Consider the following 17862-nt stretch of genomic DNA (forward strand, 5'->3'; position numbering starts at 1 on the left):
CACGGGATCAGGTTCAGCGCGCCGCGCCGGTGTTGCGTTGCAGCACGACGGCCAGGATGATGACGACGCCCTGGATGGCGCCGTTCAGATAGGGGCTGACGAAGTCGGTCAGGTTCAGCAGGTTGCCGATCAGCGACAGGATCAGCACGCCCACGACGGTGCCCCAGACCCGGCCGAAGCCGCCCTTCAAGAGCGTGCCGCCGATGATGACGGCGGCGATCGCCTCCAGCTCCCACAAGAGGCCGGTGGTGGCCGAGGCGGATCCAAGGCGCGGCACGTACATCACGACCGCGATGCCCACCAGCACGCCCAGCAGCACATAGGTCGCCAGCCGCACCCGCAGCACCGCCACGGACGAATAGCGCGCGACCTTCTCGTTCGAGCCGATCGCGGCGCAGTGCCGGCCGAAGGCGGTGTGGCGCATGGCGATCTCGCCCAGGATGGCCAGCAGGGCGAAGACGATGATCGGCCAGGCGATGCCCAGGATGCCGCCGTAATAGACGGGGCGGTACATCTCGCGCATCTCGTAGCCCAGGGACAGCGTGCCCCCATCGGCCAGCCAGGTCACCAGGGAGCGATAGATGCCCATGGTGCCAAGCGTCAGGATGAAGGCCTCGATGCCCGCCCGGGTGATCAGGATGCCGTTGATGAAGCCCGCCGCCAGCCCCGCCAGCAGCGCCACCGCGATGCCCAGGGCGATGACCGGCAGGCCCGGCCCCATGCTGTCGGTCAGGAGGTTCATCACCAGGATCATCAGCCCGGCCACGAAGGCCGCCATCGAGCCCACGGAGAGGTCCAGCCCCCCCGCGGTGATCACGAAGGTCATGCCGATGGCGATGATGCCGATGAAGGCCGAGCGGGCCAGCACGTTGGTGATGTTGGCATAGCTGAGGAAGTTCGGGTTCAGCGCCATGCCGATGCCGATCAGCACCAGCAGCGCCACCAGCGGCGCGATGACGGTCAGGTTGACGCGCCGGCGGCGGGGGGCGGAAGTTTGTGCGTGCGTGGCCGTGCTCATGCGGCGGTGTCCTTGTATGTGTCGTCCATGCCCATCGCCAACCGCACGATGCCGCCTTCGGTGACCGCCGTGCCCGACAGCTCTCCGGCGATGCGGCCGGCATGCATGACGATCACGCGGCTGGCCAGGCCGATCAGTTCGGGCATCTCGGACGAGATGACGATGATGCTGCGCCCCTCGGCGGCCAGCCGGGCGATGAGGGTGTAGATCTGCTGCTTGGTGCCGATGTCGATGCCGCGCGTCGGCTCGTCGATGATCACCACCCGCGGGTCGGGCAGCAGCACCTTGGCCAGAAGCAGCTTCTGCTGGTTGCCGCCCGACAGATCGCCCACCGCCATGTCGCGGGCCGGGGCGCGGATCCCGAACTCGGCGATGGCGCGGTCCAGCGCCGCCTCCTCGCGCCTGCGGTCGATCAGCGGGCGGCCGAAGGTCTCCAGCAGCGGCAGGGTCAGGTTCTCGCGCAGGGACTTGTCCAGCAGCAGCCCCGCGCCCTTGCGGTCCTCGGTCAGATAGGCCAGCCCCGCGCGCATGGCCTGGGCCACCTGCCCCGCGGGCAGGTCCACCCCGTCCAGGCGGACGCTGCCCGTGCGGGGGCGCAGCCCGGCGATGGCCTCGGCCAGCTCGGTGCGTCCCGATCCGACCAGCCCGCCGATGCCCAGCACCTCGCCCCGGTGCAGGACCAGGCTGGCATCATGGACGATGCCCGGCACGGTGATGCCGCGGGCCTCCAGGATCGGCTCGGCGCCGCCCCCGACCTGGGCTGGAACCTTGGGGGGATAGAGATCCGACAGCTCGCGCCCGACCATCGCGGCGGCCATGTCGTCCTCGGTCACGTCGGCGGTCAGGTCCGAGCGCACCATCGTGCCGTCGCGCAGCACGGTGACGCGGTCGGCGATGCGCTTCACCTCGCCCAGCTTGTGCGAGGTGTAGAGGATCGCCACGCCCTCGGCCCGCAGCCGCGCGATCTGCGCGAAGAGCACCTCGGTCTCGCGCTCGGTCAGCACGGCGGTGGGCTCGTCCATGATCAGCACGCGCGCGTCGCGCGACAGGGCCTTGGCGATCTCGACCATCTGCTTGTCGGGGACCGAGAGGCGATTGACGGGCGTGGCCGGATCGACCCGGCAGTGCAGCTGCGCCAGCAGGTCGGCGGTGCGCGCGCGCATCGCCCTGTGGTCCAGCAGGAAGCCGCGCCTCAGCTCGCGGCCCAGAAAGACGTTCTGGTCCACCGACAGGTGCTCGGCCAGGTTGAACTCCTGGTGGATCATGATGATCCCCCGGTCCTCGGCCTCGTCCGAGCCGACGAAGGTCACGGGCGCCCCCTCCAGCAGCACCCGGCCGCCGGTGGGGTCCAGATAGCCGGCCAGGATCTTCATGGTCGTGGACTTGCCCGCACCGTTCTCGCCGATCAGGGCATGGACCTCGCCGGGATGCAGGGCGAAGTCGACGCCGTGCAGGATCTCGATCGGGCCGAAGGCCTTGGTGACGGCATCCAGCGCCAGGACGGGGGCGGGGGTGGTGGGTCCGGGAAGGGTCATGGCGTCACCTCGACCCACGCCGCGTCGGCGGCCTGCGAGCGGATGCAGGCGTCGATGAAGGCCATCCCCTCCAGCCCGTCGCGCAGGCCCGGCAGCGTGTCGGGATGCACGCCGCTGCGGATCGCGTCGGCGGCCTCGGCGTAAAGGTTGGCGAAGCCCTCCAGATAGCCCTCGGGATGGCCGGGCGGCACGCGGCTGCCCTCGGGCGTGCTGCCGGGACCTGCCCGGCGCAGGACCTGCGCGGGCTGGCCGAAGGGGGTATGAAGCAACGTCTCGGGCAGGTCGTGCTGCCATTCCAGACCGCCCGTCTCGCCATAGACGCGCAGCCGCAGCCCGTTCTCGCGCCCCGGCGCCACCTGCGAGGCCCAGAGCATCCCCCGCGCCCCGGTGCCGTAGCGCAGCAGGATATGGGCGTTGTCGTCCAGCCGGCGCCCGGGCACGAAGCTGCTCAGGTCCGCGGCCAGCCGCTCGGGCAGCATCCCGGTGACGAAGCGCGCCAGCTGGAAGGCATGCGTGCCGATGTCGCCGATCGCGCCGCCTGCACCCGCGCGGGCCGGATCGGTGCGCCAGTCGGCCTGCTTGCTGGTCGTCTCCTCGGTCAGCCAGTCCTGGGCATATTCGACCTGCACCAGCCGCAGCGCGCCCAGATCGCCGCGGGCGATCATCGCGCGGGCCTGGCGGATCTGCGGATAGGCGGAATAGTTGTGGGTCAGCACGAACAGCGCGCTTGAGGCCCGCGCCGCCGCGGCCAGATCTTGCGCCTGCGCCAGCGTCGCGGTCATCGGCTTGTCGCAGATCACGTGGATGCCCTGCGCCAGGAAGGCCCGGGCCACGGGCTCGTGCAGGTGGTTGGGCGTGCAGACCGACACCGCCTCGATCCCGTCGGGGCGGGCGGCCTCGTCGCGCGCCATCCGTTCAAAGTCGTCATAGCTGCGCGCGATGCCCGCGGCGGCCGCGCTGGACGCCGCCCGGGCGGGGTCCGAGGACAGCGCGCCCGCCACCAGCTCGAACCGCCCGTCCAGCCGCGCCGCGATGCGGTGCACATTGCCGATCATCGCGCCCGCGCCGCCGCCCACCATGCCAAGCCGGATCGGGATATGCCTGTCCATGCTCATGCCCCCAGCCCCAGCATCCGGCGGTTGGCCGCGTCATCCGCGCCGCCATCCGCGAAGTCGTCGAAGGCCCGGTCGGTCACCCGGATGATGTGGTCGCGCACGAAGGCCGCCCCCTCGCGGGCGCCGTCCTCGGGGTGCTTGAGCGCGCATTCCCATTCGACCACCGCCCAGCCATCGAAGCCCATCGTGGCCAGCTTGGAGAAGATGCCCTTGAAGTCCACCTGCCCGTCGCCAAGGCTGCGGAAGCGCCCCGCCCGGTCCACCCAGGGCTGGTAGCCGCCATAGACGCCCTGCCGCCCCGTCGGGTTGAACTCGGCATCCTTCACATGGACCATGCCGATGCGTTCGGCATAGATGTCGAGGTTGGCCAGGTAATCCAGCTGCTGCAGCAGGTAATGCGACGGATCGTACAGCATCCTGGCGCGCGGATGCTGGTCCACGCGATCGAGGAACATCTCGAAGGTCACCCCGTCATGCAGGTCCTCTCCGGGATGGATCTCGAAGCAGATGTCGACGCCGCGGCTGTCGGCATGGTCCAGGATCGGCCGCCAGCGCGCCGCCAGAGCGTCGAAGGCCGCCTCGACCAGCCCCGCCGGGCGCTGCGGCCAGGGATAGAGGTAGGGCCAGGCCAGCGCGCCGGAAAAGGCCGCCATCCGGTCCAGACCCAGGTTCGCCGAGGCGTCGATGGTCTTTCGGACCTGATCCACCGCCCAGGCCTGCCGCGCCACCGCGTCGCCGCGCACGGACGCCGGCGCGAAGCCGTCGAAGGCCGCGTCGAAGGCCGGATGCACCGCCACCAGCTGGCCCTGCAGATGCGCCGACAGCTCGGTGATCTGGACGCCATGCGCCCGCGCCTGTCCCGACAGCTCGTCGCAATAGGTCCGCGAGGCCGCCGCCCGGTCCAGATCGATCAGCGACGCCGCCCCCGAGGGCACCTGCACGCCCAGATAGCCGCAGCCCGCCGCCCATGCGGTGATCGCGTCGAAGCTGTCGAACGGCGCGGCATCGCCGACGAACTGCGCCAGGAACAGGCCGGGGCCCTTGATGGTCTGCATGCATCCTCCCGAAGCCTCTCCCCGAAGCTCCTCCTTGGCCGATTCCAGCGTGTGTAATCGGTTTCATCGGACGAAACCACAGGATGAAACGGTTTACAACCGCCTTTTTTCCGCTAAGCGTGACCCTGCCCCCCGTCGCCCGAAGGTGCGTTTCCCGTGTCAGATCAATCCCGTCCGCCCCGCATCCTCGATGTCGCCAAGCTGGCGGGCGTGTCGGTCGCCACCGTCAGCCGCACCCTGTCCAACCCCGCCATCGTCTCGGAGGCCACCCGCAGGGCCGTCGAGGAGGCCATCGCGCAGACCGGATACACCCTGAACTTCACCGCCCGGAACCTGCGCCAGCAGCAGGTCGGCGGCGTGCTGGCGCTGGTCCCCAACCTCGCCAATCCGTTCTTCTCGCAGATCCTGTCGGGCATCTCCGAGGTGCTGCGCCGCCACCACCTCAGCCTTCTGGTCATGGACACCACCGCCGTGCCCGACCAGCCCGCGATGACCGTGCTGGCCCCCTATCTGAACCGCTCGCGCTCGGACGGGGTGATCGTGCTGGACGGGCGGCTGGACCCGGGCCTGTTCGACCGCCCCGGATGCCCGCCGCTGGTCCAGGCCTGCGAATGGATCGAGGGGTTGGCCGCGCCGCGCGTGCTGGCCGACAATGCCGGCGGCGGGCGCCTGGCCGCCGCCCACCTGACCGGCCTCGGCCATCGCCGCATCCTGCATCTGACCGGCCCCGGGGACAGCTCGCTCACCCATGCCCGCCGCCAGGGCTTCCTGCAGGGCCTGGCCCGGGCCGGCCTGCCCGAGCCCGGGCCCCACGACCGCCTCGGCGGCGACTTCACCGCCCGCTGCGGCCGCGACGCCGCCGCCCGCCTGCTGGCCCTGCCCGACCGCCCCACCGCCGTCTTCTGCGACAACGACGAGATGGCCATCGGCCTGATGACCGGCCTGATCACCGCGGGCCTGCGCGTGCCCCACGACATCTCGGTCATCGGCTTCGACAACATCGAGATGGCCGCCTTCTGCCTCCCCGCCCTCACCACCATCCGACAGCACCGCGCCCGCCTCGGACGAAAAGCCGCCGAAACCCTCATCCAAAGAATGGCAGGCGAGACACCCCAGAACACCCTCACCCTCGATGTCGAACTCCTGGAACGAGACAGCACAGGGATCGCAAGGTAGCGGGATCGCCTTTCGGCGCTAGCCGTCCCGTCAGCCGCTCACCCGAGGGTGACTAGCCGCCGCATCAGTTGATCCCGACCCCCGCCCTCACCGACACTGCGCGAACAGGGACACCGCCCCGATGCGGGCTGCCCCACAGGTTCATCACGCAGAGGGGGGCGGCCCATGCCGACGATCGACGGATCCATCCAGGACTGGTCGCCGGCGGCCCGGCTGGACCGGCCGCAGACCGGCACGGCGGGCTACGGGCTGTGGGGCATCGCGGATCCGCAATACCTCTACATCGCCATGACGGCCGAGGATGTGGCCATCGGCGCCAACTCGACCGTCTGGCTGGACACCGACCTGAACCGCAGCACGGGCCACCTGATCTGGGGCTGGGCGGGGGGCGCGGAATACCATGTCGAGATCGCGGCGGACGGGTCGGCGCGCCTGTATTCCGGCGGCCCGCAGCAAGTGCTGGTCGCGGATCTGGAGGCGGCGCGCAGCGCCGACGGGCGGGTGGTCGAGTTCCGCATCGACCGCGCGCTGATCGGGACGCCCGCAGGCCCGGTCCGCGTCTATGCCGACGTGAACGACACGGCCTACCTGCCCGCCAGCTATGCCACGGGCAACCTGCAGATCGCGGCCCCCGTCCCGGTCGAGGCGGGCGGCAAGGTGCTGGACGGCAACCTGGCCGAATGGGCCGGGGCGACGCGGCTGGACACGCCCGCCACCGGGGCCGCGGGATATGCGCTGCACGGCGACCTGCAGGGCGGCGTCTATACCTTCGCCATCGCCACCGACGGGCTGGAGATCGGCGCGGGCACGACCATCTGGCTGGACACCGACCGCGACGGCACCACCGGGCACCGGCTGTGGGGCTGGGCCGTGGGGGGCGAGTACAACATCAACATCGGCGCGGACGGGCGCGCGCGGCTCTATACCGGCGCGGCGGGCGAGACCTTCGTGGCCGATCTGGACTTCGCGCTGAACGCGGCCGGCACGGCCATCGAGATCGCCGTGGATCAGGCGCTGCTGGGCAACCCAGCCTCGCTGCGGGTCTTCGCGGATGTGAACGACGCGGTCTTCATCCCCAACAGCTATGCCACGGCCGAGTTCATCGTGGGCACCCCGCCGCCGGTCACGGTGGGCGCGATCACCCTGGACGGCGCGCTGGCGGATTGGGGATCCGAGGGGCTGCTGGTCACGCAGGCGGGCCATCAGCTGCGCGGCCAGATGCAGGGCGACCAGTTCGTCTTCGCGATCGGCACGGACGGCCCGGCGATCGGCGCCGGCACGACCATCTGGCTGGACACCGACCTAGACCGCGCCACCGGCCACCAGATCTGGGGCTGGGCGGGGGGCGCGGAATACAACATCAACATCGGCGCCGACGGGCAGGCGCGGCTTTACTCGGGCGCGGCGGGGCAGACCTTCGTGGCCGACCTGCAGTTCGGCCTCAACGCCGCCCGCACCGGGTTCGAGGTCGCGCTGGACCCCGCCCTGCTGACGGGCGATCCGGCGCAGATCCGGGTCCTGGCAGACGTGAACGACGCGGTCTTCCTGCCGGGCGATTACGGCAGCGCCAATCTGGTCGTGGGCACGGCGCCGGTCGTCGATCCGGTGGATTCCCCGGAATCCCGCATCGCCATCGTCTATTCCGCGACGACGGCGGCGAACTTCTACGACCTGACCGCCTACGGCCAGCTGTTCATGTCGGCGCAGAACCAGGCGATGCAGGCGGGCGTGCCCTTCGATTTGCTGACCGAGGCGGACCTTCTGGACCCCGCGGCGCTGGCCCGCTACGACGCCATCGTCTTTCCCGGCATGTCGCATGTGCAGGCGGGCCAGGCGGGCGCCATCGCGGCCTCGCTGGCCACCGCCGTGCAGGATTACGGGCTGGGCCTGATCGCCGCCGGCAACTTCCTGACCAACGACCAGACCGGCGCGGCGCTGCCCGGCAATTCCTATGCGCGGATGAACGCCCTGCTGGGGGTCACGCTGGAGGGCTTCGGCGCGACGCAGGGCATCCGCCTGCGCGCCACGGATGCCGACAGCCCGGTCCTGAACGGCTATGGCGCGGGGCAGGTCGTCGGAAACTACGGCAACGTGTCCTATCTGAACTTCACCGACACGACCGGCCAAGGGCAGGTCCTGTTCGAGCAGGTCGTCACCGGGGCCGTGCATGACGCGGTGATCGCCACGCAGACCGGCGGGCGCAACGTCCATTTCGCGACCGATGCGATCATGGGCAACGCCAACATCCTGGGCCAGGCCATCGATTGGGTGCTGCAGGACAACGCCCCGGACGTGTCGCTGCTGCTGACGCGGCACAGCTCGCTGTTCTACGCGCGCAACGACATGGACCAGTCGCAGGAGGTCTGGGATGTCAGCATCCGCGAGCCCGGCATCTACGACGCCATGCTGCCCATCATCGAGGACTGGTATGCCGACCACGGCTTCGTCGGGTCCTACTATATCAATGTCGGCGCCAATGCGCCCGACCAGCAGACCGATTGGGCGGTGTCGCGGCCCTATTACGAGCGGATCCTGGCGCTGGAAAGCGAGATCGGGTCGCATTACTACACCCATCCGCATGACACGAACCAGCTGTTTCCCGACCGGATCACGCAGGCGCAGCTGGATGCCAACCGCCTCGTGCCCCCGATCCTGTCGCAGCTGGACGCCGCCGCCTTCAACGCCATCCTGGCCGACACGCTGGCGCGCACCGATCCGCGCAACCCCGCCGCCATCGACCCCACGCAGCTGACCGACGTCGAACGCGCGGTTCTGGATTTCTCGTACCGCTTCCAGTTCGAATATTCCAAGCTGGTCATCGAACGCGAGCTGGGGATCACCGTCGCCGGCGCAGCCGTCCCCGGCGCGCCCGAGCGGCTGGATGCCACGCGCGAGATGATCGGCTTCTTCGACTATCTCAGCGGCGGCTATTCGGGGGTCGGGGCGGGCTATCCCGGCGCCTTCGGCTATCTGACCCCGGGCGAGGACGACCGGGTCTATCTGGCGCCCAACATGTCCTTCGACTTCTCGCTGATCGGCTGGTACGACATGACCCCCGCCGAGGCCGAGGCCGCCTGGCTGCAGGAATTCGCCACGCTGACCGCGAACGCCACGACGCCGATCCTGGCCTTCCCCTGGCACGACTACGGGCCCACCAACTGGTTCGAAGATCCCGACCAGACCTATTCGCGCCAGATGTTCGACACGCTGATCGCGACCGCCGCCGCCAGCGGCACCGAATTCGTGACCGGAGAGGATCTGGCCCGCCGCATCGACAGCTTTGCCGACAGCACCCTGACCGTCACGCGCACGGGCAACGTGGTCAGCACCACCGTGGGATCCACGGATGCCGGGCATTTCGCGCTGGATCTGGGCTCCGAGGGGCGCATCGCCTCGGTCGCGAACTGGTACGCCTATGACCAGGATTCGGTCTTCCTGCCCCGCGCGGGCGGCAGCTTCGATGTCACCCTGGGCGCGCAGATGGCCGACGTGACCCGCATCAGCGCCCTGCCGATGCGCGGCGAATTGCTCAGCGTCTCGGGCGACGGCCGCGACCTGCAGTTCAGCTTCGTCGGGCGCGGAGAGGTCGAGGTCGACCTGCGCACGCAGGGCGGCGCGCCGATCCGCATCACAGGGGCGGACGGGGCAAGCCTGCCCGAGCCGGGAACCGTCGCGCTCAGCTTCGACGCGGTGGGGCAGCATGCGGCGGTGGTCGATTTCCTCAACCCCGGCGCGCGGCTGAACGGCGGCACGGGCACCGACATCCTGCTGGGCGGCAGCCGGGCGGACCGCTTCGATCCGCGCGGCGGCGACGACGTGATGGCGGGCGGCGGCGGGGCGGATCTGTTCATCTTCCGCCGCAACAACGCCTTCGACACGATCCTGGACTTCACCACCGGCAGCGACCGGGTGCAGCTGTGGAACTTCGGCCTGGCCAATGCCACGGCCGCGCTGAACGCCTTCACCGCCACCGCCGAGGGGCTGGAGTTCCGCTATGGCGCCCGCGACCGCCTGCTGCTGGCCGGTCTGGACGAGGGCGACCTGACCGCCGCCGACATCGTCATCCAGTCCACGATCCTGGGCTGACCGGATCCCGCCCCGGGCCGCCCCCCCATTCCCCCCTTCCCCAGGTTTCCAGGAGACCGCCCCATGTGTGGAATTGTCGGCGTCATCGCCAACCAGCCCGCGGCCAGCATCCTGCTGTCGTCGCTGCAGCGGCTGGAATATCGCGGATACGATTCCGCCGGGCTGGCCGTCCTCGAGGGGGGCGTGCTGGACCGCCGCCGCGCCGCGGGCAAGCTGTCGGCGCTGGCGCAGGTGCTGGCCGACCGGCCCCTGCCCGGCACCACCGGCATCGGCCATACCCGGTGGGCCACGCATGGCGGCCCGACCGAGGCCAATGCCCATCCCCACCGCTCGGGGCCGGTGGCGGTCGTCCACAACGGCATCATCGAGAACAACCTGGATCTCAAGCACGACCTGTCCGCCGCCGGCTACAGCTTCGAATCGCAGACCGATTCCGAGGTGATCGCGACGCTCTGCGCCTCGATGCTGGCGCGGGGGCTGGACCCGCAGGACGCGGCGGCGGCGACCATCGCCCGGCTGCGCGGCGCCTATGCGCTGTGCTTCCTGTTCGACGGACGGCCCGACCTGCTGATCTGCGCGCGGCGCGGATCGCCGCTGGTGGTGGGCTTCGGCGAGGGCGAGATCTTCGTCGGCTCCGACGCGATCGCGCTGGCGCCGATGACCAACCGCATCTGCTATCTGGAGGAGGGGGACTGGGCGGTCCTCACGCGCGGCGACATCCGCATCCATGACGCCAGCGGCCATCCAGTGCTGCGCCCGGTCCAGACCGTCGCGCTGGACAGCATCCTGGCCGACAAGGGCCAGCACCGCCATTTCATGGCCAAGGAGATCCACGAACAGCCCGGCGTCGTCGCCCGCGCGCTCGGCGCCTGGATCTCGGACGATCGCAGCTGCGTCACCTGCGCGGCCGAGACGATCGACTGGCGGGCCGTGCCGCGGCTCACGCTGATCGCCTGCGGCACCGCCTTCTATGCCGCCCATGTCGCCAAGATCTGGATGGAGCGCGTGGCCCGCCTGCCCGTCGAGATCGAGATCGCGTCCGAGTTCCGCTATCGCGAGCCGCCCCTGCCCAAGGGCGGCGTGACCCTGGTCGTCAGCCAGTCCGGCGAGACCGCCGACACGCTGGCCGCCCTGCGCCACGCCAAGGCCTGCGGGCAGACGACCATCGGGCTGGTCAACGTTACCAGCTCGACCATCGCGCGCGAGGCGGACATGATCCTGCCCCTGCTGGCGGGGCCCGAGATCGGCGTGGCCTCGACCAAGGCCTTCACCGCGATGGTGCTGGGCCTGCAGGCCCTGTCGGTGATGGTTGCCCGCCAGCGCGGCGCGATCGACGCCGCGCGCGAGCAGGCGCTGCTCGATCTGCTGTCCACCGCCCCGCGCCTTCTGGCCGAGACCCTGGCGCTGGAGCCGCAGTTCGAGGCGCTGGCCCACGAGATCGCGCAGGCGGAGGACGCGATCTTCCTAGGCCGCGGGCTGATGTATCCGCTGGCGCTGGAGGGCGCGCTGAAGCTCAAGGAGATCACCTACATGCATGCCGAGGGCTATGCGGCGGGCGAGATCAAGCACGGCCCCATCGCGCTGGTCGACGACACCACCCCGATCATCGCGCTGGCCCCCATGACGCGCTGCACGACAAGCTGGCCTCGAACCTGCGCGAGGTCATCGGGCGGCAGGGCCGCGTCGCGCTGATCGGCGATGCCGAGGCGATCCGCGACCTGCAGGGCGAGGTCTGGCGCAGCGTCGTCATGCCCGCCGTCGATCCGCTGATCGCGCCCCTGATCTATGCCGTGGCGGTCCAGTTCATCGCCTATCACGCCGCCGTCGCCAAGGGCACGGACGTGGACCAGCCCCGCAACCTTGCCAAATCCGTCACGGTGGAATGATGCGTCATCACATGCCTACCCGCGCCTCCGGCCGGACCATCCTCGCCACCGGCGGCGCGGGCTATATCGGCTCGCATGTCGTGGTCGAGCTGCTGGCCGCCGGCCACCGCGTCGTCATCCTGGACAATTTCGAGAACTCGGACCGCCACGCGGTCGCCGGCCTGCCCCGCATCGCGCAGGGCCCGGTCACCCTGATCGAGGGCGACGTGCGCGATCCCGACGTGGTCGAGGGCATCCTGCGCCGCTACGGCATCGATGCGGTCATCCATCTGGCGGGCAAGAAGGCGGTGGGCCAGTCGGTCGACGACCCGATGCTGTATTTCCACGACAACCTGCTGGGCGCGATCTCGCTGCTGCGGGCGATGGAACGCGCGGGCGTGGACCGGCTGGTCTTCTCCTCCTCGGCCACGGTCTACGGCATGCCCAAGGTGCTGCCGATCTCCGAGACCGCGCCCACAGGGATCACCAACCCCTATGGCCGCACCAAGCTGATGATCGAGGAGATGATCGACGACCTCACCGCCGCCCGGCCCGGCTTCCGCGCGATCTCGCTGCGCTACTTCAACCCGGTGGGCGCTCATTCCAGCGGGCTGATCGGAGAGAACCCGCGAGACGTGCCGAACAACCTCTTTCCCTATGTGGCGCAGACCGCCGCGGGGCAGCGGCCCGAGGTGCAGGTCTTTGGCGGCGACTATGCCACGCCCGACGGGACCGGGGTGCGCGACTACATCCATGTCGTCGATCTGGCGCGCGGCCATGTCGCGGCCATCGGGCATCTGACGGCGGCCCCCTTCCCCGACCGGCATCTGCGCATCAACCTGGGCACCGGCACGGGCTACAGCGTGCTGCAGATCATCGCGGCCTTCTCGGCCGCCTGCGGCTTCGCGATCCCCTACCGGGTGGTCGCGCGCCGTCCGGGCGATGCGGCGGTGTCGCTGGCCGATCCGACGCTGGCGGGGAAACTGCTGGGCTGGCGGGCCACCCGCGATCTGGCGCAGATGTGCGCGGACCACTGGGCCTTCCAGCAGCGCGCCGCGCAGGACAGCCGCCCCGTCATGGTGCCGGCCCATGCGATCCGCGTGCCCTTCGGCCCCGCCCCCTCCTCAATCTGGGCGCCTGAAGGCCCGGTCTTCGCAACGACCCCGCGCCGGGACACGGCGCCTGACCGGACGGACCCCCCCTTGACGTTCACCTTTCCCTGTCGTCCCGCCGCCCTGTGGGGCCTGATCGCCGCCCTCGTCCCTGCAGGCATCGCCCCCGCGCAGGAGGTTTCCCTGACACCGCCCCCCGATCTGGAATGCGCGCTGTCGGGACCCCGGTCGCGGGCGGCCCGGCTGGCCCCGGCCCTGCGGCAGGGCTTCGGCGTGCAGTACTGGGGCGAGGGATATGACGCCGCGACGCTGGCCGGCCAGCCGCACGGCCTGCTGATCCTGGAGGTGACGACGATCGGTGCGCCCTTCAGCGACACGGGCCGCGAGGTGCTGTTTTCGGCCCCCCAGATCGCCGCGATCCGCCGCGACGGCACGCGCCCCGCGCTCGGCTATCTCAATGTCAGCGAGATCGAGACCTATCGCGACTACTGGATCGACCGGATCGGCGCGACCCCGCCCGATCCGCTGCCCGACTGGTACGGCCCCACCGCCGAGGCGGGCGACCATCTGGCGGCCTTCTGGACCGAGGGCTGGCGGCAGATCCTGCTGGAGCGCGTGGACCGGCTGATGCAGACCGGGGTGGACGGGCTCTTTCTGGACGACGTGCTGCATTACTACACCCATGCGCTGGACGATTCGCTGCGCTGGCCCGAGGGATCTCCTGAGGGTGCCCCCGAGGGCGCGCCCGCGCTGGCCCGGCAGATGATGGACCTGGTGGGCCAGGTCGCGGACCGGGCGCGGTCGTGGAACTGCGACGCGCTGATCGTCGTGAACAACGGCGTCTTCATCGGCCGCGACGCGGCGGGGGCCATCCCCGGCCCCGAGGGGCGAACGGGTTTCGGCGCCTATCTGCAGGCCATCGACGCGGTGATGGTCGAGAATCTCTCGGCGCCCACCACGCATGCCCATACGCGGGAGGCGCTGCAGCAGGACTACCGCGCCCATGGCGTCGCGGTCCTGTCGCTGGATGTCGAAAGCCAGTTTCCCGACCAGCCCCCCGCGGAGCTGCGCCGCGCGGTCACCGACGCGGCGCGGCGGGCGGGCAGCTATCCCTATGTCGCGGCGGATGGGGCCTTCAACCGGCTGTCGCCGCCGATCCCGCTGCCGTGACATCGGCCGGGCGCGGCGGCATCACGCTGTCGCGCAGGCGCTGGCGCAGGTCGGGATTGTCCACCGCCCCCGCCAGCAGCGCGCGGTGATAGGGGCTGCCGCGCAGGGACTCGACCAGCGCCATCCAGATCGTCTGGTCCCAGCCTCCCAGGGGCTGGCCCGCCGCCGCCAGCAGATGGGCATAGGTCGCCGCCCGGTCGCCGCGCCAGGCCGACCAGCCCGCGCCGACCAGCGGGACCTCGGCCAGGACCTGATCGTCCAGCAGGCCGCGATAGGGCACCAGCGCCGCCGCCCCGCGATAGCGCATCACCTGCACCAGCGCCTGTCCCCGCGCGCCCGGGCTGGCCAGATGCCCCGCCCGGGCCAGCGCCTGCTGCACCCCCCGCATGTCGCCGGTCTGTTCGGCCAGCGCCGACAGGGTCGCCCATTCCGCCTCGGACAGGGTCGCGCGTCCGGCCAGCCATTCGTCCTGCAGAAGGCGCGCGGGCCCGCCATGGCCGCTGCGGGCAAAGACCGGCAGCACCACATGGCCGTCACCGGGCGCCACGCGGAACCCCGCCCGCGCCACCAGGATCGCCGCGTCGATGGCACCGCGCCCGATCAGCGCGCGGACCGAGGCCTCCAGCGTCTCGGCGGGCTCGGCCTGACCGGCCCAGCTGGTGGCGAAGGCCACGGCCTCGGCGGGCCGCCCCTCCTCGACCAGATGTTCCAGCAGCCGCTGCCGAAAGGCCGTCCGCCCCGCCCCGTCGCCGTCGGCCAGCACGACCAGCAGCGCGCGATACTGGGCGACCTGCCCGGCGGCGATCAGCAGATGCCCCAGCCTGCCGACCTCGGGCGCGCTCAGATCTGCGGGACCCGCGGCGGTCAGCAGCGCGCGTTCCGCCCCCGCCAGCCGCAGCGCGCGATACCAGCCGCCAAGCCGCAGCCGACGCTCGGGTGTGGGGGACAACTCATGGGCGCGGCGCAGGAAGACCGCCGCCCGGCCCGGATGGCCCGAGGCGGCCTCGATCTCGGCCAGCGTCTCCAGCACCTCGTCCGAGGGTCCGGCCTGTTCCAGCAGCTGCAGGAACAGCCGCCGCGCGCCGTCCAGATCGCCGTCGCCCAGGGACAGGCGGGCATGCAGCAGCAGCAGGTTGTCGTGGAAGGGGATCCGCCCCTCGGCCGCGCGCAGGCGCTGCAGGGCCTCCTCGGGTTCCAGGCGCGACAGCTCGGCCTCGAAGGCGACGCCGGGATCGGGGCGCAGCGCGACGATCCCGCCGATGGCCAGGGTGCCCAGCACCGCCGTGACCATGACGCCGTCGCGGATCGTGGCAAATCCCATCTCAGCACTCCCCCTGAACGGACAGGCCGCGCAGCCCGCCGGGCGCGGCGGGCACGCGGATCACCAGATGGCCTGCCGCATCCGCCGTGACCGGATGCGCCTGCCCCTCGTCGATGCCCGAGATGGCGACGCCGTAGCGCGCCTGCGGGGTCCCGGCCAGGGTCACGTCGCCCTCGGCAAAGCCCGACAGCTCCATCCGGACGGCGCAATCGCTGCGGTCCCACCGCTCGACGATCAGGCGGCTGGCGGCCAGCACCGGGGCGGGCGCGCCGGGCAGCACGCCCGAGGAATCCGCGCCCTCGGCCAGCGCGACCAGCGGCGCGGGCACGCCGGGATCCAGCGCGACATACAGGCTGTCGCCCTTGCGCCGCGCGCCCATCACGCCGCTGCTGCGCGCCATGTCCACCGCCCGGTCGGCCGCCGCGTCCAGCCGCAGCGTGTGCAGACCGCCCCGGTCGCTGACGCGCCACAGGTCCGGCCCCTCGGGGGCGATGCGGGCGCTGTGAAACCCCATCACCGCCGCGACGTGATCCGCCGCCCGGATCGGTACCACCGGGGCGGTCCGCGCCATGTCCAGCTGGATCTCGATCGCCCGGCGCGTCTCGAAATGGATGGCCGAGCGGGCGGCGAAGGACAGCTGGACCGGGCGCAGCCGACGGGGCTCTTCGGTGTGGGCCAGCGTCTGGCCGAAGCCGTGAAAGCCGTGCAGGGGCGAGGTCCAGTCGCCGGTCAGCGCCGCATCGCCGCCAAGCGCGTCATGGACCTGACGCTGCGCGCCCACCTGGACCGACAGGGGCGACAGCCCCGACAGCAGGGGCCGCACGGCATCCATGACCCCGCCGCCGCCGCCCATCGCGGGCAGACCGGTGGCGGCCTGCGCGGCCAGCGCGGCCTCAAAGGGGCGGGCATTGCCGCTCCAGCGGTACAGCCGCGCGGGGCGGTCGTCAGGCGTCAGGGCCGAGACCTGCGCGATGGCCCCCCCCAGCTCGGCCTCCAGATCGAAGCCCTGGGCCGCATATTTGCGGGGCGCACCGGGCGTGCGCGAAAAGGTCGAGGCGCCGGTCTGCGCGAAGGCGTCGCGCAGCGTCAGCACCGCCGAGGTGACCAGCGCGCCGCGGTCCGCCGCCACCTGCGGCGCCTCCAGCAGCGCCGCCTCGCGGCCCGGATCGTAGGCCGCGAAGAAGGACCAGTCGCGGATGTCGCTGAAGCCCTGCACCGCGCCCTGCACATGCGGCGCGGCAAAGGCCCGGCTGGCAGCCTGCCGCCCCCGGTCGGCCAGCGGCCCCCCCAGTCCCGGCAGCAGGTCGCCCGCCAGCACCGCCACGGACATGGGCAGGTCGGCGAAGGGTTCGACCAGCCGCTCGACCAGCACCTCCGAGGCCAACCGCTCGGGCTCGCCGAAGCTGCGGGTGGGCATGACGTCCAGCCAGCCCTCGGGGGCGACGGTGACGAAGAAGCTGCGCAGCCCCTGGCGGGTGGTCGGATCGGGGCGGGGCACCGCGTCCTGGTCCAGCACCTGCCCGAAGACGGCGAAGGGATCGGTGATCCAGGCCGCCTGGCCCTGCGCGTCCATCTGGACCGCCGCGCCGTCCTGCAGATAGCCGCCCGCCGGGCCCAGCACCGCCAGGTCGATGACGCTGCCCTGCGAGGTCAGCTGCAGCAGCGACCGGCCCGCAGGCGTGGCGGTGACGCCCGCATATTCGTCCGGCAGGATCAGGTAATCGGCCTCGTGATCCGTCAGCGCCGCGTCGCGCCCCGAGACTTGGGTCGAGGCGCCCACCGCATGGACGACGCCATCGATGGCGATGCCCATCGCCTGCAGCGCCCGTTGCGCAGTCGCGGGCGGCAGGTCGGTCCAGGGCGACAGGCTGCCCATCGCCACGATCCGGGGACCGCCGTCGCAGAACGCCTCCTGCGCCAGCCAGCCGTCCAGATCCGCCAGACCCTCGGCCGGCTCGTCCAGCCAGGACAGGACCAGCCGCACCTCGGCCGGATCGACCGGGGGGGCGCCGCCCTGCGACAGGTCGTGATAGATCACCCGCTGGCCCAAATGGTTCAGGACCAGCTCCGCATGGCGGTGGATCCGGGTGTCGCGCGGCTCGGCCTCGCGCGTGCCGTCATACAGGGCCAGCGTGGTGCGCGGCACCGCGCTGCAGGCGAATGCGCCCGTCGCGCCACATATAAACAGGGCCAGCAAGATAATCCCCCGCGCACCTGTGCCATTCACCTTCTGGATCATGCCCGACACCTGTCTATCGAAAGGCGATCACCCTGCGGCGGGGTCAATAGCCTTCTGGATTTCATAGGAAAAGCCCGCAGTTAGTCATATTTGAATCACGGATCTTTCGATATTTCCCGGCAAAGGGATAATCTCCCTTTGGAGAGAATTATCCCTTGGGATAATCCGGC

Annotated in this window: 9 protein-coding genes and 1 pseudogene; 4 read left to right on the top strand and 6 right to left on the bottom strand. The window is 71.0% G+C overall.

Annotation, left to right across the window (positions count from 1 at the left end; translation table 11 throughout):
• Window positions 1–13: 13 nt before the first annotated feature.
• From E4191_RS21980 to E4191_RS21995, 4 genes are read right to left on the bottom strand one after another with little or no spacing between them, the layout of a single operon-like run.
• Window positions 14–1018 (bottom strand): ABC transporter permease, encoded by a 1005-nt coding sequence (locus E4191_RS21980; RefSeq protein WP_135313644.1) that lies wholly within the window; start codon window positions 1016–1018, stop codon window positions 14–16.
• On the bottom strand, window positions 1015–2553 hold the full coding sequence (locus E4191_RS21985; RefSeq protein ID WP_135313645.1) for a sugar ABC transporter ATP-binding protein: 1539 nt from the start codon (window positions 2551–2553) through the stop codon (window positions 1015–1017). Before E4191_RS21985 ends, E4191_RS21980 begins: the two co-directional genes overlap by 4 nt.
• Window positions 2550–3662, bottom strand: a complete 1113-nt coding sequence (locus E4191_RS21990) for a Gfo/Idh/MocA family protein (protein ID WP_135314454.1) — start codon at window positions 3660–3662, stop codon at window positions 2550–2552. Before E4191_RS21990 ends, E4191_RS21985 begins: the two co-directional genes overlap by 4 nt.
• 2 nt (window positions 3663–3664) lie before the next feature.
• Window positions 3665–4723, bottom strand: a complete 1059-nt coding sequence (locus tag E4191_RS21995) for a sugar phosphate isomerase/epimerase family protein (protein ID WP_135313646.1) — start codon at window positions 4721–4723, stop codon at window positions 3665–3667.
• Between the two features lie 156 nt (window positions 4724–4879).
• Here E4191_RS21995 and E4191_RS22000 point away from each other — a divergent pair, with 156 nt between their 5' ends.
• The 4 genes and pseudogenes from E4191_RS22000 to galE all read left to right on the top strand — a co-directional run bounded on the left by E4191_RS22000 (window position 4880) and on the right by galE (window position 14132).
• Complete coding sequence (locus E4191_RS22000) at window positions 4880–5899, top strand: LacI family DNA-binding transcriptional regulator (protein ID WP_135313647.1); 1020 nt, start codon at window positions 4880–4882, stop codon at window positions 5897–5899.
• Between the two features lie 165 nt (window positions 5900–6064).
• A complete protein-coding gene (locus E4191_RS22005; protein WP_139616446.1) occupies window positions 6065–9985 on the top strand; it encodes a M10 family metallopeptidase C-terminal domain-containing protein in 3921 nt (1306 codons plus the stop codon).
• A gap of 63 nt (window positions 9986–10048) precedes the next feature.
• Window positions 10049–11871 (top strand): annotated as a pseudogene (gene glmS, locus E4191_RS22010) (glutamine--fructose-6-phosphate transaminase (isomerizing)).
• 11 nt (window positions 11872–11882) lie between these two features.
• The gene (galE, locus tag E4191_RS24775; protein WP_176562853.1) at window positions 11883–14132 is read left to right on the top strand and encodes a UDP-glucose 4-epimerase GalE; all 2250 of its coding nucleotides are present in this window, start codon (window positions 11883–11885) and stop codon (window positions 14130–14132) included.
• On the opposite strand, the gene E4191_RS22020 is transcribed toward galE, so the two are convergent.
• On the bottom strand, window positions 14098–15453 hold the full coding sequence (locus tag E4191_RS22020; RefSeq protein ID WP_139616447.1) for a tetratricopeptide repeat protein: 1356 nt from the start codon (window positions 15451–15453) through the stop codon (window positions 14098–14100). The genes galE and E4191_RS22020 overlap by 35 nt on opposite strands.
• Window position 15454: 1 nt before the next feature.
• Window positions 15455–17692 carry a polysaccharide deacetylase family protein gene (locus E4191_RS22025; protein WP_139616448.1) on the bottom strand — a complete coding sequence of 746 codons (2238 nt, stop codon included), beginning with the start codon at window positions 17690–17692 and terminating at the stop codon, window positions 15455–15457.
• Window positions 17693–17862: the final 170 nt, after the last annotated feature.

The organism is Paracoccus liaowanqingii, assembly GCF_004683865.2.
GTDB classification, from domain to species: Bacteria; Pseudomonadota; Alphaproteobacteria; order Rhodobacterales; family Rhodobacteraceae; genus Paracoccus; species Paracoccus liaowanqingii.

Coding starts and splice junctions, on each gene's coding strand:
- E4191_RS21980 (WP_135313644.1), bottom strand. CDS start 1,018: ATGAGCACGGCCACGCACGCACAAACTTCCGCCCCCCGCCGCCGGCGC.
- E4191_RS21985 (WP_135313645.1), bottom strand. CDS start 2,553: ATGACCCTTCCCGGACCCACCACCCCCGCCCCCGTCCTGGCGCTGGAT.
- E4191_RS21990 (WP_135314454.1), bottom strand. CDS start 3,662: ATGGACAGGCATATCCCGATCCGGCTTGGCATGGTGGGCGGCGGCGCG.
- E4191_RS21995 (WP_135313646.1), bottom strand. CDS start 4,723: ATGCAGACCATCAAGGGCCCCGGCCTGTTCCTGGCGCAGTTCGTCGGC.
- E4191_RS22005 (WP_139616446.1), top strand. CDS start 6,065: ATGCCGACGATCGACGGATCCATCCAGGACTGGTCGCCGGCGGCCCGG.
- galE (WP_176562853.1), top strand. CDS start 11,883: ATGCCTACCCGCGCCTCCGGCCGGACCATCCTCGCCACCGGCGGCGCG.
- E4191_RS22020 (WP_139616447.1), bottom strand. CDS start 15,453: ATGGGATTTGCCACGATCCGCGACGGCGTCATGGTCACGGCGGTGCTG.
- E4191_RS22025 (WP_139616448.1), bottom strand. CDS start 17,692: ATGATCCAGAAGGTGAATGGCACAGGTGCGCGGGGGATTATCTTGCTG.